Annotated in this window: 16 protein-coding genes; 5 read left to right on the top strand and 11 right to left on the bottom strand. The window is 65.1% G+C overall.

Features of this window, described 5'->3' with window-relative positions:
• Positions 1-40: 40 nt before the first annotated feature.
• Complete coding sequence (sugE, locus tag AC3A56_RS10225) at positions 41-358, top strand: quaternary ammonium compound efflux SMR transporter SugE (protein WP_056717560.1); 318 nt, start codon at positions 41-43, stop codon at positions 356-358.
• Positions 359-375: 17 nt separating this feature from the next.
• Here sugE and phoU read toward each other — a convergent pair whose 3' ends face one another.
• From phoU to rnt, 6 genes are all read right to left on the bottom strand, one after another.
• Complete coding sequence (phoU, locus tag AC3A56_RS10220; protein ID WP_487770235.1) at positions 376-1,098, bottom strand: phosphate signaling complex protein PhoU; 723 nt, start codon at positions 1,096-1,098, stop codon at positions 376-378.
• Between the two features lie 139 nt (positions 1,099-1,237).
• Entirely contained in the window at positions 1,238-2,047 is an 810-nt protein-coding gene (pstB, locus tag AC3A56_RS10215; RefSeq protein ID WP_487770234.1) for a phosphate ABC transporter ATP-binding protein PstB, read from the bottom strand.
• Positions 2,040-2,906, bottom strand: coding sequence for a phosphate ABC transporter permease PstA (pstA, locus tag AC3A56_RS10210; RefSeq protein WP_056717557.1), 867 nt, complete (start codon positions 2,904-2,906; stop codon positions 2,040-2,042). The genes pstB and pstA overlap by 8 nt, the downstream gene beginning before the upstream one ends.
• The gene (pstC, locus tag AC3A56_RS10205) at positions 2,906-3,913 is read right to left on the bottom strand and encodes a phosphate ABC transporter permease subunit PstC (RefSeq protein WP_487770233.1); all 1,008 of its coding nucleotides are present in this window, start codon (positions 3,911-3,913) and stop codon (positions 2,906-2,908) included. Before pstC ends, pstA begins: the two co-directional genes overlap by 1 nt.
• A gap of 86 nt (positions 3,914-3,999) precedes the next feature.
• Entirely contained in the window at positions 4,000-5,034 is a 1,035-nt protein-coding gene (gene pstS, locus AC3A56_RS10200) for a phosphate ABC transporter substrate-binding protein PstS (protein ID WP_487770232.1), read from the bottom strand.
• Between the two features lie 171 nt (positions 5,035-5,205).
• A complete protein-coding gene (gene rnt, locus AC3A56_RS10195; RefSeq protein WP_487770231.1) occupies positions 5,206-5,865 on the bottom strand; it encodes a ribonuclease T in 660 nt (219 codons plus the stop codon).
• A 185-nt stretch (positions 5,866-6,050) separates the two neighbouring features.
• Here rnt and AC3A56_RS10190 point away from each other — a divergent pair, with 185 nt between their 5' ends.
• Positions 6,051-7,304: a porin gene (locus tag AC3A56_RS10190; protein WP_056717553.1), complete on the top strand. Its 1,254-nt coding sequence runs from the start codon at positions 6,051-6,053 to the stop codon at positions 7,302-7,304.
• A 150-nt stretch (positions 7,305-7,454) separates the two neighbouring features.
• On the opposite strand, the gene hflD is transcribed toward AC3A56_RS10190, so the two are convergent.
• From hflD to AC3A56_RS10175, 3 genes are read right to left on the bottom strand one after another with little or no spacing between them, the layout of a single operon-like run.
• Positions 7,455-8,078: a high frequency lysogenization protein HflD gene (gene hflD / locus AC3A56_RS10185; protein WP_056717552.1), complete on the bottom strand. Its 624-nt coding sequence runs from the start codon at positions 8,076-8,078 to the stop codon at positions 7,455-7,457.
• 10 nt (positions 8,079-8,088) lie between these two features.
• Positions 8,089-9,231, bottom strand: a complete 1,143-nt coding sequence (gene mnmA / locus AC3A56_RS10180) for a tRNA 2-thiouridine(34) synthase MnmA (protein WP_487770230.1) — start codon at positions 9,229-9,231, stop codon at positions 8,089-8,091.
• Positions 9,228-9,713 carry an NUDIX hydrolase gene (locus AC3A56_RS10175; protein ID WP_487770229.1) on the bottom strand — a complete coding sequence of 162 codons (486 nt, stop codon included), beginning with the start codon at positions 9,711-9,713 and terminating at the stop codon, positions 9,228-9,230. Before AC3A56_RS10175 ends, mnmA begins: the two co-directional genes overlap by 4 nt.
• Before the next feature lie 122 nt (positions 9,714-9,835).
• On the opposite strand from AC3A56_RS10175, the gene clpS reads away from it, so the two are divergent.
• Complete coding sequence (clpS, locus tag AC3A56_RS10170; RefSeq protein ID WP_007808959.1) at positions 9,836-10,162, top strand: ATP-dependent Clp protease adapter ClpS; 327 nt, start codon at positions 9,836-9,838, stop codon at positions 10,160-10,162.
• Between the two features lie 66 nt (positions 10,163-10,228).
• Positions 10,229-12,499, top strand: coding sequence for an ATP-dependent Clp protease ATP-binding subunit ClpA (gene clpA, locus AC3A56_RS10165; protein ID WP_056717549.1), 2,271 nt, complete (start codon positions 10,229-10,231; stop codon positions 12,497-12,499).
• A 107-nt stretch (positions 12,500-12,606) separates the two neighbouring features.
• Here clpA and infA read toward each other — a convergent pair whose 3' ends face one another.
• A complete protein-coding gene (gene infA / locus AC3A56_RS10160) occupies positions 12,607-12,825 on the bottom strand; it encodes a translation initiation factor IF-1 (protein WP_007508585.1) in 219 nt (72 codons plus the stop codon).
• Between the two features lie 107 nt (positions 12,826-12,932).
• On the bottom strand, positions 12,933-13,208 hold the full coding sequence (locus AC3A56_RS10155) for a polyhydroxyalkanoic acid system family protein (protein WP_056717548.1): 276 nt from the start codon (positions 13,206-13,208) through the stop codon (positions 12,933-12,935).
• A 91-nt stretch (positions 13,209-13,299) separates the two neighbouring features.
• Between AC3A56_RS10155 and AC3A56_RS10150 the strand changes: the two genes are divergently transcribed.
• Positions 13,300-14,067 carry an FHA domain-containing protein gene (locus AC3A56_RS10150; protein WP_056764879.1) on the top strand — a complete coding sequence of 256 codons (768 nt, stop codon included), beginning with the start codon at positions 13,300-13,302 and terminating at the stop codon, positions 14,065-14,067.
• The last annotated feature ends 66 nt before the right edge of the window (positions 14,068-14,133 follow it).

Here is a 14,133-nt window from a genome sequence, read left to right as displayed (position 1 = left end):
CATCGCGGGGACGGCCCTGCCATACACAGAGGAACACCACATGGCGTGGATCTATCTGCTGCTGGCCGGCCTGTTCGAAGTGGTCTGGGCCATCGGCCTCAAGTACACCGAAGGTTTTACCCGGCTGTGGCCCACGGTGGGCACGCTGGCGGCGATGGCGGTCAGCATCGTGTTGCTGGCGATGGCGGTGAAAACGCTGCCGATCGGCACCGCGTATGCGATCTGGACCGGCATCGGTGCGGTCGGCGCGGTGGCGCTGGGCATCGTGCTGTTCGGCGATCCAGCCACGCTGCCGCGGCTGCTGTGCGTCGCGCTGATCCTGGTCGGCATCGTCGGCCTCAAGCTCACCGCGAGCTAGCAGGAGCAGGCAAACGCCTACTCGCCGAGCTTGGTGATCTCCGGGCTCGAGGTGAGGTCGCGCTTGCTGCGCTGCTTGTCCAGCGGTTCGCCGGTGACCTGGAACCAGATGTTCTCGGCGATGTTGGTGGCGTGGTCGCCGATGCGCTCGATGTTCTTGGCCATGAACAGCAGATGGGTGCACGGCGTGATGTTGCGCGGGTCTTCCATCATGTAGGTCAGCAACTGGCGGAAGTAGCCGGTATAGGCCTCGTCCAGCACCACGTCGTTCTTCCACACCTGGTAGGCACGTTCGACGTCGCGGTCGCGGTAGGCGGCCAGCACCTCGCGTACTTCCTCGGCGGCCAGCCTGGCCAGGTGGTTCAGGCCGTGGACCGGGGCGACCGGCGCCACCATCGACAGCGGAATCGAGCGTTTCGCCACGTTGGCCGCGTAATCGCCGATGCGCTCGATGTCCGACGCAATCCGCAACGCGGCATACACGTTGCGCAAGTCGCCGGCCATCGGTGCACGCAGCGCCAGCAGGCGCACCACGTCGTGACCGATCTCGTGCTCCAGCTGGTCGATCGCCTCGTCATTGCCGACCACCCGCTGGGCAGCGCGCTCGTCGCGGCGTTCCAGCACGTCGATGGCCGCTTCCAGCTGGGTCACCGACAGCTCGCCCATGCGCACGATCTCGCCGGTGAGCCGGGTCAATTCGCTGTCGTAACTCTTGATGATGTGGTCGGTGCCGGTGTTCATGGTTGCCTCGAAGTGTTCAATCAGCCTTTTGAGCCGTCATTCCCGCGCAGGCGGGAATCCATGTCGCTTTCGTGCGAAAGAGCCGGGTCAAGGTGGATTCCCGCGTGCGCGGGAATGACGCCGCGATGGATCCCGGCTCTCAGCCAAACCGCCCGGTGATGTAATCCTCGGTCTGCTTCTTGCCCGGCTTGGTGAAGATCTTTTCGGTGCGATCGAACTCGATCAGCTCGCCCAGGTACATGAACGCGGTCTGGTCGGAAACGCGCGCGGCCTGCTGCATGTTGTGGGTGACGATGACGATGGTGAACTGGCTTTTCAGTTCCTCCACCAGTTGTTCGATGCGGCCGGTGGCGATCGGGTCCAGCGCCGAGGTGGGTTCGTCCAGCAATAGCACCTCGGGCTTCAGCGCGATCGCGCGGGCGATGCACAAACGCTGCTGCTGGCCACCGGAGAGGCCGAGCGCGTTCTGCTTGAGCTTGTCCTTCACCTCGTCCCACAGCGCGGCGTTGCGCAGGGCCTGTTCGACCCGGCCTTCCATGTCCTTGCGCGACAGTTTCTCGTGGTGGCGGATGCCGTAGGCCACGTTCTCGAAGATCGTCATCGGGAACGGCACCGGCTTCTGGAACACCATGCCGACCTTGCTGCGCAGGCGGTTCATCGAATAGCGCGGGTCGAGGATGTTGTCGCCGTCCAGCAGGATCTCGCCCTTGGCCTCCAGCTTCGGATAGATCGCATAGATGCGGTTGAAGATGCGCAGCAGGGTGGATTTGCCGCAGCCGGACGGGCCGATGATCGCGGTGACCTTCTTCTCCGGAATGTCCATGTTGATGCCTTTCAGCGCATGGAAGCCGTTGTAGTAGAAGTGCAGGTCGCGCACGGTGATCTTGGGCGCCGCCGTCGCTGCGGGCGCCACCGGCGCCGGGTTCGTGGCGAGGGCGGAATCAGTCATGGGACACCTTGGTGCGTGAAAGGATCAGGCGCGAGGCCAGGCTCAGCAGCAGCACGAACATGGTGATCACGAACGCGCCGGCCCAGGCCAGGGCATGCATCGCGTCGCCCGGGTCGTTGGCATACTGGTAGATGATTTGCGGCAGGCTGGACATCTTCTCCAGCGGATTGACGGCCATGTAGTTGTTGCCGAACGCGGTGAACAGCAGCGGCGCGGTCTCGCCGCTGATCCGCGCCAGCGCCAGCAGCACGCCGGTGATGATGCCCGAGCGGGCGGCGCGGATCAGGATCTGCAGGGTCAGCTTCCACTGCGGCACGCCCAGCGACAGCGCCGCCTCGCGCAAGGTGGATGGCACCAGCCGCAGCATCTCGTCGGTGGTGCGCACGATCACCGGCAGTGCGATCAGCGCCAGCGCCACGCCGCCGGCAAAACCGGAGAACGTGGTCGAGCCATGGGTGAGGGCGGTGCTGGGCAGCACGATGATGGTGTAGACGAACAGGCCCATCACGATCGACGGCGCGGACAGCAGGATGTCGTTGAGGAAGCGGATCGACTCGCCCAGCTTGGTGCGGTTCGCGTACTCGGCCAGCCAGGTGCCGGCCAGCACGCCGATCGGCGTGGCGATGCCGATGCCGATGAAGTTGATCACCAGGCTGCCGACCATCGAGTTCAGCAGGCCGCCGTCCTCGCCATAGGCGGTGATCTTCGTGAACAGTTTCAGATCCAGCGCGCTGATGCCCTGGCGCAGGGTTTCCCACAGGATCCATGCCAGGAAGGCCAGGCCGACCAGGGTGGCGAGCAGGCTCAGCGCCATCGCCAGCGCGTTGGCGATGCGGCGGCGCAGGTACAAGGTGTTCATCAGCGCCCCTCCTTGCTGGCCAGGCGTCGCAACATCAGTCGCGCGATCAGCAGCACGATGAAGGTGACCACGAACAGCAGGAAGGCCAGTGCCATCAGCGAGGACTTCTGCAGGCCCGCTGCTTCACTGAACTGGTTGGCGATGGTCGAGGCGATCGAGGTGCCCGGATCAAGCAGCGACGCCGACAGGTGCATCGCGTTGCCGAGCACGAAGGTCACCGCCATGGTTTCGCCCAGCGCGCGGCCGAGGCCGAGGAAGATGCCGCCGATCACCGCCGAACGGGTGTATGGCAGCACGATGTCCCACGACACCTCCCAGGTGCTGGAGCCCAGCGCATAGGCTGATTCCTTCAGCCGGGTCGGCACGGTCTGGAACACCTCGCGCATCACCGAGGAGATGAACGGAATGATCATGATCGCCAGCACGATGCCGGCCACCAGGATGCTGGCGCCGAACGGATAGTCGCTGCCGAACAGCTTGCCCACGAAGGGCACGTGTTCGGCCACCCACGACAGCTGGCCGTCTTCGGGCTTGTTGCCGAGATTGTTGGTCAACCACGGCTTGATATGTTCGGCGAAGAACGGGGCGAAGATGAAAAGCCCCCACATGCCGTAGATGATCGAGGGAATGCCGGCCAGCAGCTCGATCGCCGAGGCAATCGGCGTACGCAACCAGGTCGGCGCGACTTCGGACAGATAGACGGCGATGCCGAAGCTGATCGGTACGGCTACAGCCAACGCGATGAACGAGGTGGCGAGGGTGCCGTAGACCGGCACCAGCGCACCGTAGACGTCGTTGCCCGGGTCCCATTCCGAGCTGATCAGGAAGTGCCAGCCAAACGTGGCAAACGCCTCGCGGCCACCCCACAGCGTGGCACCCGCGGCACCGAGCAGGGCCGCCAGCACGATCAGCGCGCAGCCCTTCAGCAGCCAGCGAAACAGCCGCTCGTGACGGGCGTCGCGGCGGCTGCGCTGTTCCAGGATGTCGGTGGTGGAGGCAGTGGTCATGCGGGACTCTGTGAATGAACTCGTGAACCTCACCACACCGTTCTCCCCCGGACTCGATCCGGAGGAGAACGACTTCGATCAAACCATCAATGCTTGAATTCGGAAGCCCAATACGCCTCGATCTTGCTGACCAGCGCGGTCGGCAGCGGCACGTAGTCGAGTTCGCTGGCTGCCGGCTGGCCATGCTCCAGAGCGTACTTGAAGAAGTCGAAGGCGACCTTGCTGTTGCCGGCGTTCTTCGGCGACTTGTACATGATCATCCAGGTGGTGGCAGTGATCGGCCACGCCTGTTCGCCCGGTGCATTGGTCATGACCAGGTTGAAGTCCTTGGCGCTGGTCCAGTCGGCCGTGGCGGCGGCAGCAGCGAAGGCCTCGGCGCTCGGCTTCATGAAGTTGCCGCTGGCATTCTGCAGGTCGACCCAGGCGAGCTTGTTCTTCACCGCGTAGGCGTATTCGACGTAGCCGATCGAGCCCTTGATCTGACGCACGTACTGCGACACGCCTTCATTGCCCTTGCCGCCCACGCCGGTCGGCCATTCAACCGCCGTGCCGAACTTCACCTTGGTCGCCCATTCATTGCTGACCTTGGACAGGTAGTTGGTGAAGTTGAAGGAGGTGCCCGAACCGTCCGAACGATGCACCACGGTGATCTTGCCGGCGGGCAGGGCCAGGCCGGCGTTCAGCGCGGCGATCTTCGGGTCGTTCCAGTTGGTGATCTTGCCCAGGAAGATGTCGGCCAGGGTGGCGCCGTCCAGCTTGACCTGGTCAGCCTGCACACCGGCAATGTTGACCACCGGCACGATGCCGCCGACCACGATCGGGAACTGGCCCAGGCCGTATTTCTGCAGGTCTTCCGCCTTCATCGGGGCGTCGGAAGCGCCGAAGTCGATGGTGCCTTCCTTGATCTGCGCGATGCCGGCGCCGGAGCCGACCGACTGGTAGTTCAGGCGGTTGCCGGTCTTCTCGGCATACGCAGCCGACCACTTGGACATGACCGGGTAGACGAAGCTGGAGCCGGCGCCGGTGATGTCGGTGGCCTGCGCGGCGGCCGCGCCGAAAGTCGAGGCCACGGCCAGGGTGGCGACGGCGGCGAATCGGACAGGTAAGTTGCGGATGGTCAAGACGGTAGCTCCTATCGAGTGAGGTCGGATGCGACCCCGCCATTTCAGGCTCTTCGTGTTGCCATTGGATGAAATGAATGTTTCAGGAAGATGACATGGGTGGGGAACGGTGATCAGAGACCGAAAGCGACAGCGGCGATGCTCTGCCGTTCCCCGTTCCCCGTTCTCGCCTCAGCCCACGCCCAGCCCGACATGCGCCTGTTCGAACAGCTCCAGCTGGCGCCAGCGGTTGACCACGCTGCAGAACAGGTCGGCGGTGCGTTCGGTGTCGTAGACGGCGGAATGGGCTTCGCGGCTGTCGAACGCATGACCGGCGGCGAGCACGGCCTTGCTCAGCACAGTCTGGCCATAGGCAAGTCCGCCCAGGCTGACCGTGTCGAAGCAGCTGAACGGATGGAACGGATTGCGCTTGTGTCCGCAGCGTTTCACCGCCTGGTTGAGGAAGCCCAGGTCGAACGCGGCGTTGTGGCCGACCAGGATCGCCCGCTGGCAGCCGGCCCCGCGCACCGCTTCGCGCACTGCATGGAAGATGAGGTCCAGTGCCTGCCGCTCGGCCAGTGCGCCGCGCAGCGGATTGCTCGGATCGATGCCGGTGATCTCCAGCGAACGCGGGTCGAGGTTGGCGCCGGGGAAGGGCTCGACGTGCGTGGATACCGTAGGCTGCCGTTGCAGGAAGCCGTCTGCGTCCATGCACAGGGGCACGGCGGCGATTTCGAGCAGTGCATCATGTTCGGCGTCGAAGCCGCCGGTTTCCACGTCGACCACTACCGGCAAAAAGCCGCGGAACCGTTCGGCCATGCGTGGCGCGGCGCTGTTGTTGGGGATTTCCATCGGCGAAGCATATCAGTCGTGCTGCGCGGCATGAGGCGGCGGAGCAAGGCGCGGCTGTCATGGTGGTGTCATGAAAGCGGCATTCAACGGTAAAAATCGCTGGGCAAACTTGTTAACGAATCGCTAGCCGGCCATCGGATCGAGGGGGCGATCGAGATTTTCCCATCAACTTTCGGAGTAATGACATGCGTTCCAAATTGATTGCGGTAGCGATCGCCGCTGGCCTGGGCGTCAGCAGCTTCACGGCCGCCGCGGCGCCGCAGCGGACGACCACGGCTGCCAGCAGCAGCGAAGTCGAGCTCCTCAAGGCTCAGTTGAGCGCGTTGCAGGCCAAGGTGGACGAACTGGAACAGCGCACCGACGCGCAATCCGAAATCAATGTCAGCACCGGCCAGGCGGTGGAGAAGGCGACCAACGTGACGGCCGCCAGCGACAAGAAGTTCGCGGCACTGGAAAAGGCGGTCAACAACACCACGTTGTCCGGAAGAATGTACTTCGATGTCACCAGCATCGATCAGAAGAACAGCGACACCGGCAAGACCAATGCGTCCGGCCTCGGCATCGACGTGAAGCGCTTCTACCTCGGCGTCGACCACAAGTTCAACGACATCTGGTCGATGAGCCTGACCACCGACTTCAACTACGTCAGCAACGATGGCGAAACCAACCTGTTCGTCAAGAAGGCGTACGTGCAGGGCAAGTTCGACCAGGCCGCCGTGTTCCGCATCGGTTCGACCGACATGCCGTGGATTCCGTTCGTCGAGAATTACTATGGCTTCCGCTACGTGGAACCCACCACGACCGACCGCCTGAAGTACGGCAACTCGGCGGACTGGGGCCTGCATCTGGGCGGCGAGATCGGTGCCGGGAAGTCGCTCAACTACGCGGTGTCCGTGGTCAACGGCAACGGCTACAAGAACCCGGGCCGCAGCAAGGGCGTGGACGTCGAGGGTCGCGTGGGCTTCGTGCCGTTCGAGAACATGGTCGTGGCCGTCGGTGGCTACAGTGGCCACCGTGGTCAGGAAACCCAGTTGACCGACGCGCAGAACACCGCCCAGCGCGGCGACCTGATGGTGGCCTACGCCAGCGACGCGTTCCGTCTCGGCGCCGAGTATTTCACCGCCAGGAACTGGAACAACGTGCTGACCACGGCGACGGACAAGGCCGACGGCTACTCGGTGTGGGGCAGCGTGGCGATCGCCGATGGCGTCAATCTGTTCGCCCGTTACGACAATGCCAAGCTCAGCAAGACCCTGGACAGCGCCAACAAGGATGTCTACTACAACGCCGGCGTCGAGTTCCAGGTGACCAAGGGCTTCAAGCTCGCTGGCGTGTGGAAGCACGAGAAGGCGGACAAGTCGGTGGGTACGCCGGCACCGCTGCACGTGCAGAACGTGAAGACCAACGAGATCGGCGTGTTCGGCGAGGTGCGGTTCTAAAACTGTCACACGGCCGCGGCATACTGCGGCCCTGCGGACGGCGAAGCGCACGGGACAGCGCATAGGGTTATAGCAAGGGAGTTTCACCCAGGGAAGGAAAACGGCGGGCTTTGCCCGCCGTTTGCTTTTCCGCCGAGCGAAAACCTGCGGTCAGCGCCGATCCAGCGTGGCCCCGGTCAGCAGGCCGCGCGCCAGCATGCTGCACTGGCGCCGGTACAGCAGCAGCTGCCACTGGCGTCCGCCCAGTTGCCGCCACAGCACCGCCGAACGCATCGCGGCGAGCAGGTTGGTGCGGACCTTTTCCACCACGCTGGGCAGCTGCAGCTGTTGCGGGTTGCCGCTGACCATCACCCGCGGGTTGAGGATCGACAGGGTGGAGGCGTACAGCTCGGCCAGCCGGCTGTTGACCTGGCTGGAATCCTGGCCGAAGTGCTCGACCTGCCGCTGCGCGGCGATGATGCCCTGCTGCAGTTTCTCCAGCAGGTCCGGACGTGCGGCCAGGCTGCGCTCCAGCCGCATCACGGTGACGGTCATGCGCGTCACCGCCATGTCGCGGCCGGTTTCGTCGAGTTGCGCGATCAGCGTGCGCAGGCCGAGCCGCACGTTCGCGGCGTCGCCGTACACGGCGACCACGGAGGGCGCATCGATGCGGAACACGCTGGCCACGCTGGCTTCCATCGCGCCTTCGTCGCAACGCCCGTCATTGGCCAGTTGCTGGGCCAGCGCGCAGGCCTGAAACAGGCCGGCCAGGGCAAGCACACGCTCTTCGGTCATGGAAAAAGTTTCAAGCACGGGTTGGAGCCACTCTTGCAGGGGAAGGGGAGGCGAACGCCGGCAGCAGGCCGCCGTAGGCTGCGTCGGTGGCGGCGATCACTGCGCCGCCGAGGCAGACCTCGCCATCGTAGAGGACGACCGACTGTCCGGGGGTGACGGCGCGCTGGGCGTCGTCGAAGTGGATGTCCAGTCCGGTGGCGGTCACGCTGACCGTGCAGGCCTGGTCGGCCTGCCGATAACGGGTGCGGGCGGTGCAGCGGAACTCGTCTGCGGGCGGGTGGCCATCGACCCAGGTGGGTGCCTCCGAGCGCAATCGTCGCGAATGCAGCCAGCGGTTCTCGCCGCCCTGGGCGACATACAGCACGTTCGCTGCCACGTCCTTGCCGACCACGTACCAGGGCTCGCTGGCGGCGCCATGGCGGCCGCCGATGCCCAGCCCGTTGCGCTGGCCCAGGGTGTAATACATCACCCCGTCGTGTTCGCCGATCAGCTCGCCGTCGGGGCTGCGCATCTCGCCGGGGCGGGCGGGTATGTATTGCGACAGGAAGCCGCGGAAGTCGCGCTCGCCGATGAAGCAGATGCCGGTGGAATCCTTCTTGGCATGGGTGGGCAGGTGGGCCTCGCGGGCCAGTTCGCGCACGCGGGGCTTCTGCAGCTCGCCCAGCGGGAACAGCGTGGCAGCCAGTTGCTGCTGGCCCAGCGCATGCAGGAAATAGCTCTGGTCCTTGGCCGCGTCCACCGCACGCAACAGGCGGTAACGGCCGTCCACGCAGTCGACCCGGGCGTAATGGCCGGTGGCGATCTTCTCGGCGCCCAGCGCGTGCGCTTCGTCGAGAAAGGTCTTGAACTTGATCTCGCGATTGCACAGCACGTCGGGGTTCGGCGTGCGCCCGGCGCGATACTCGGCCAGGAAATGCTCGAACACGCCATCCCAGTATTCGCCGGCGAAGTTGCGCGCGTGGAACGGAATGCCCAGGCGCCCGCACACCGCCACGGCGTCCTTGCGGTCGGCGTCGGTGGTGCACGGGCCGGAGCGTTCGTCCTCTTCCCAGTTCTGCATGAACAGGCCCTCGACCTCGTAGCCGGCCTGCTGCAGCAGCAAGGCGGCCACCGACGAGTCGACGCCGCCGGAAATGCCCAGCATCACCTTCACGACGGCTCGCCTTCGGGCAGGTGGCTCAGGATATCCAGCGGAAGCCGCTGGCCGCCCAGCCACAGGTCGATGCTTTGCAGGATCATCGGGCTGCGCAGGCGCTTGCCCAGCGCGGCGATCTCCTCGCGGGTCAGCCACAGCGCGCGGCGGATGTCGCTGTCCAGCGGGCGGTCGGGATCATGGCTGATCGCGCGAGCGGCGAAGCTGAAGCGGACCACCGCGTCGCCATGCTCGGTGCTGCGCCACTGGTGCACGCCGATCAGGTGCTGCAGTTCCACCGTCCAGCCGGTTTCCTCCAGGGTTTCGCGCAGGGCGGCCTGGGCGAGGCTTTCGTGGTCATCCAGGTGGCCGGCCGGCTGGTTGTAGACCAGTCGCCCGGCCACTTCTTCCTCCACCATCAGATAGCGTTCGCCCCTGGCCACCACGCAGGCCACGGTGACGTGCGGACGCCAGATATCGGAGTTGGGGGAGGAATCGGCCATGGACAGGCAATACCGGGGTGGAAAAGTGCCCATTGTGCCATCACCTCTGCTGACGCACCGTTGCGGCAGGGACGCATCCGCCGCGGCGTATACTTCGAACCAGAGAAACGACCCTGACCAACATGGCCCACGAACCCGAACATGAGCACGACAGCGGCCGCGGCCTGGCGCTGGAAACCGCGAAACCCGAGGTGGCGCGGCCCCCGCTGTTCCAGGTGCTGCTGCTGAACGACGATTTCACTCCGATGGATTTCGTTGTCGAGGTGCTGCGCAGCTTTTTCAACCTCGACCAGGAACAGGCGGTGCAGGTGATGCTGCACGTGCATACCCGCGGGCGTGGCGTCTGCGGCGTCTTCACCCGCGAGGTGGCGGAAACCAAGGTTACCCACGTCAACGAATATTCACGCTCCCATCAGCACCCGTTGTTGTGCACTATGGAAAAGCTCTGAGCGACCCCATTTCGTGCTCATTGCGGCGTTGAAGGCCGCTCCCACTGCAAAGCGGAGACGATCCGAATGTTCAGCAAGGATCTGGAAGTCACCATCGGCCATTGCTACAAGCAGGCCCGTGAACAACGCCACGAGTTCATGACGGTCGAGCACCTATTGCTCGCCCTCACCGAAAACCAGTCCGCGCTCGGCGCCCTGCGCGCCTGCGGCGTGGACCTGCCGCGCCTGTCGGCCGACCTGGAGCGCATCATCGGTGAAACGGTTCCGGTGCTGCCGGCGGGCGACGAGCGCGACACGCAACCGACGCTGGGCTTCCAGCGCGTGCTGCAACGGGCGGTTTACCACGTGCAATCCTCCGGGCGGAAGGAGGTCACCGGCGCGAACGTGCTGGTGGCGATCTTCGGCGAAAAGGATTCGCACGCGGTGTATTTCATGCACCAGCAGGAGATCACCCGGCTCGACGTGGTCAACTACATCTCGCACGGCATCGCCAAGATCGGCGACGAGCCGGCTGCCGGCGTGGCCGGCGGCGAGCGCGAGGGCGAGGAGGGCGGCGAGCCGAAGGGCAACCCGCTGCAGGAGTTCGCCAGCAACCTCAACGAGCTGGCGCTGGAAGGCAAGATCGACCCGCTGATCGGCCGCACCGACGAGATCGAGCGCACCATCCAGGTGCTGTGCCGCCGGCGCAAGAACAACCCGCTGTACGTGGGCGAGGCCGGCGTGGGCAAGACCGCGCTGGCCGAGGGCCTGGCCAAGCGCATCGTCGACGGCGAAGTGCCCGAGGTGCTGGAAGACGCCACCATCTGGTCGCTGGACCTGGGCGCGCTGGTGGCCGGCACCAAGTACCGCGGCGATTTCGAGAAGCGCCTGAAGGGCGTGATCGCGCAGCTGAAGAAGCAGCCGGGCGCTATCCTGTTCATCGACGAGATCCACACCATCATCGGCGCCGGTTCGGCGTCGGGCGGCACCATGGACGCGTCGAACCTGATCAAGCCGATGCTGGCTTCGGGCGAACTGCGCTGCATCGGTTCGACCACGTTCCAGGAATACCGCGGCGTGTTCGAGAAGGACCGCGCGCTGGCCCGCCGCTTCCAGAAGATCGACGTGGTCGAGCCCACCGTGGCCGACAGCATCGAGATCCTCAAGGGCCTGCGCTCGCGCTTCGAGGAACACCACCACGTCGCTTATACCAACGAGGCGCTGAAGGCCGCGGTGGACCTTTCGGTCAAGCACATCCCCGACCGGCTGCTGCCGGACAAGGCGATCGACGTGATCGACGAGGCCGGCGCACGCCAGCGGCTGCTGCCCGAGGAACAGCGCACCGGCACGGTGGACGTCAGCGAGGTCGAGTACATCGTGGCCAAGATGGCGCGCATTCCGGCCAAGCAGGTGTCCGCCTCCGACCGCGACGTGCTGCGCAACCTCGAGCGCAATCTGAAGATGGTCGTGTTCGGCCAGGACCAGGCGATCGAGGCGCTGTCCGCATCGATCAAGATGGCCCGTTCGGGCCTGGCCGATCCGTCCAAGCCGATCGGCTGCTTCCTGCTGGCCGGCCCCACCGGCGTGGGCAAGACCGAGGTGACCAAGCAGTTGGCGATGCAGCTGGGCATCGAGATGATCCGCTTCGACATGTCCGAATACATGGAAGGCCATTCGGTGTCGCGCCTGGTTGGCGCGCCTCCGGGCTACGTCGGTTTCGACCAGGGTGGCCTGCTGACCGAAGCGGTGACCAAGCATCCGCACGCGGTGTTGCTGCTGGACGAGATCGAGAAGGCGCACCCGGACGTGTTCAACATCCTGTTGCAGGTGATGGACCGCGGCGTGCTGACCGACACCAACGGCCGCGAGGCGAACTTCAAGAACGTGGTGGTGGTGATGACCACCAACGCCGGCGCGGCGATCGCGGCACGGCGCAGCATGGGCTTCGTCGAGCAGAAGCACGAATCGGACGCGATGGAAGTGATCCGCCGCATCTTCACGCCGGAGTTCCGCAATCGGCTGGACGCGATCATCCAGTTCGGCGCGCTGGATTTCGAACACATCCTGCGCGTGGTGGACAAGTTCCTGATCGAACTGGAAAGCCAGCTGACCGAGAAGCGGGTGAGCCTGGACGTGGACGCCGACGCCCGCCGCTGGCTGGCCGAGCACGGTTTCGATCCGCAGATGGGTGCACGCCCGATGGCGCGTGTGATCCAGGAAAAGGTGAAGCGCGCGCTGGCCGACGAGCTGCTGTTCGGCAAGCTGGCCGACGGCGGCGTGGTGCGGCTCAGCGTCGCCGATGGCGAGCTGAAGGTCGATTGCCAGGCGGCCGAGCAGGTGCCGGCGGTGGTCGAGTAGCCCAAAGCCCGAATGACGGGCAAAGCAAAGGCGGCGCATTGCGCCGCCTTTGTCATGTCTGGCACCTCATCACGCGTTCACTGCATCAAGGCAGTGGCACGACCGCTTTACTTCATGCGGTAGGTGATGCGTCCCTTGCTCAGGTCGTACGGGGTCATCTCGATCTTGACCTTGTCGCCCGTGAGAATGCGGATGTAGTGCTTGCGCATGCGACCGGAGATGTGGGCGATGATGACGTGCCCATTCTCGAGTTGTACGCGAAACATGGTGTTGGGCAGGGTCTCCTGGACCGTGCCTTCCATTTCGATGACGTCGTCTTTGGCCATGTGTTCCGGGGTTCACGCGCAGCCGTCATGGCCGCGTAAGCCGACGATTATGCCACGAAAGAGCGGCTGGTTAAAGAATCATCAAGCAGGCGGAACGCCGGGGCGGATCAGCTGAAATGCTCGTCCAGCTTGCGCCGGATTTCCTGCTCGACCATGCCCTTGAGTGGGGCCAACATCAGGCCCAGCTCCGCCTTGACCTGGATCGCATCGCCGGCTACCGCGATGGAGCCGGTGACGCCGGGGCGCGAGAACAGCAGGGTATCGTCCTGCCAGCGGCCTTCCATGCCGAACTTTTCGTGCATGCGCGCGGCGACCTGTTCGACCACGGAACGGGCTTCGGCGATCGAAAGCTGGTGGGGACGGCGGATGTCGATCTTGGGCATGGGGATTCCGGGGATGGGGTGGCGTCTGCAGGCGCATCTTAAGGCACGGGGTCACATGATAGAGTTTCGCGGTCCTTTGACCGGTTCATCCATGCGTATCGAATTTCCCAATGCGGCCCGTGAAGACTTTCACTGGACGCAGGCGCTGTTGCGGATCGGCAGCGCTGCCCACAACGACCTCGTGCTGGCCTCCGGCCAGGCGGCGCCCGAACATCTGCGGATTCATCAGGATCGCCGCGGCTGGGTGTTGCAGGTGCTGCCGTCGGCGGATCGCATCCATGTCAACGCCCGTCCGGTGCGCGAGCAGGCCCTGTTGCGCGCGGGCGACGTGATCAGTGTCGGCGACTGCCGCATGCTGCTGCGTTCCGACGAGGACCCCGCGGGGCGCGCCTCGCCGCAGGTTTCCGGGCAGGGGCGTTGCACGGTGGCCTTGCGCGCCGTCGCGGGCCCGTTGTCTGGCCGGGTGCTGTCGCTGGAAGGCGGGCTGGAACTCGGCTCGCCAGGCCATTGCCCGCTGGAGTTGCCGCAAGGCGACGTGGTGGTGCTGCGGATTTTCTGGGAAAGCGGCCAGCTGTGGCTGGAAAACCTGCGTGCCTGCGAGCGCCATCCGCTGCGGGTCAATGGCACGGCCGTGCAGAAACTGGCCTTGCTGCCCGGCGACCAGATCGGCGTGGCCATGCATCGCTTCGTGATCGACGGCCCGGGCATGGAGCCGGAGCCGGAGATCGTGATGGCCGAATCGTGGCCGCAGCCGCTGCCGGAAGAATCGGCGGGTCCGACCAGCGAGGTCTGGTGGCTGATCGTCACCGCCGCCGTGCTGGCCCTCGGCATCGCCCTGGTCCTGCTGATCCGGTTCTGAGCCTGCCTGCGTCGTGGCAGTTGACCGCGCCATGCTGCGCCGCGGCATAATGCCGGACACACTTCC

The organism is Rhodanobacter sp. Soil_C_14 (assembly GCF_057657335.1).
This window is presented reverse-complemented; position numbering and strand designations above follow the sequence as displayed.

What these genes read in the sequence shown, in the direction of transcription:
- sugE (WP_056717560.1), top strand. Translation starts at nt 41, where the DNA reads ATGGCGTGGATCTATCTGCTGCTGGCCGGCCTGTTCGAAGTGGTCTGG.
- phoU (WP_487770235.1), bottom strand. Translation starts at nt 1,098, where the DNA reads ATGAACACCGGCACCGACCACATCATCAAGAGTTACGACAGCGAATTG.
- pstB (WP_487770234.1), bottom strand. Translation starts at nt 2,047, where the DNA reads ATGACTGATTCCGCCCTCGCCACGAACCCGGCGCCGGTGGCGCCCGCA.
- pstA (WP_056717557.1), bottom strand. Translation starts at nt 2,906, where the DNA reads ATGAACACCTTGTACCTGCGCCGCCGCATCGCCAACGCGCTGGCGATG.
- pstC (WP_487770233.1), bottom strand. Translation starts at nt 3,913, where the DNA reads ATGACCACTGCCTCCACCACCGACATCCTGGAACAGCGCAGCCGCCGC.
- rnt (WP_487770231.1), bottom strand. Translation starts at nt 5,865, where the DNA reads ATGGAAATCCCCAACAACAGCGCCGCGCCACGCATGGCCGAACGGTTC.
- AC3A56_RS10190 (WP_056717553.1), top strand. Translation starts at nt 6,051, where the DNA reads ATGCGTTCCAAATTGATTGCGGTAGCGATCGCCGCTGGCCTGGGCGTC.
- hflD (WP_056717552.1), bottom strand. Translation starts at nt 8,078, where the DNA reads ATGACCGAAGAGCGTGTGCTTGCCCTGGCCGGCCTGTTTCAGGCCTGC.
- AC3A56_RS10175 (WP_487770229.1), bottom strand. Translation starts at nt 9,713, where the DNA reads ATGGCCGATTCCTCCCCCAACTCCGATATCTGGCGTCCGCACGTCACC.
- clpS (WP_007808959.1), top strand. Translation starts at nt 9,836, where the DNA reads ATGGCCCACGAACCCGAACATGAGCACGACAGCGGCCGCGGCCTGGCG.
- clpA (WP_056717549.1), top strand. Translation starts at nt 10,229, where the DNA reads ATGTTCAGCAAGGATCTGGAAGTCACCATCGGCCATTGCTACAAGCAG.
- infA (WP_007508585.1), bottom strand. Translation starts at nt 12,825, where the DNA reads ATGGCCAAAGACGACGTCATCGAAATGGAAGGCACGGTCCAGGAGACC.
- AC3A56_RS10155 (WP_056717548.1), bottom strand. Translation starts at nt 13,208, where the DNA reads ATGCCCAAGATCGACATCCGCCGTCCCCACCAGCTTTCGATCGCCGAA.
- AC3A56_RS10150 (WP_056764879.1), top strand. Translation starts at nt 13,300, where the DNA reads ATGCGTATCGAATTTCCCAATGCGGCCCGTGAAGACTTTCACTGGACG.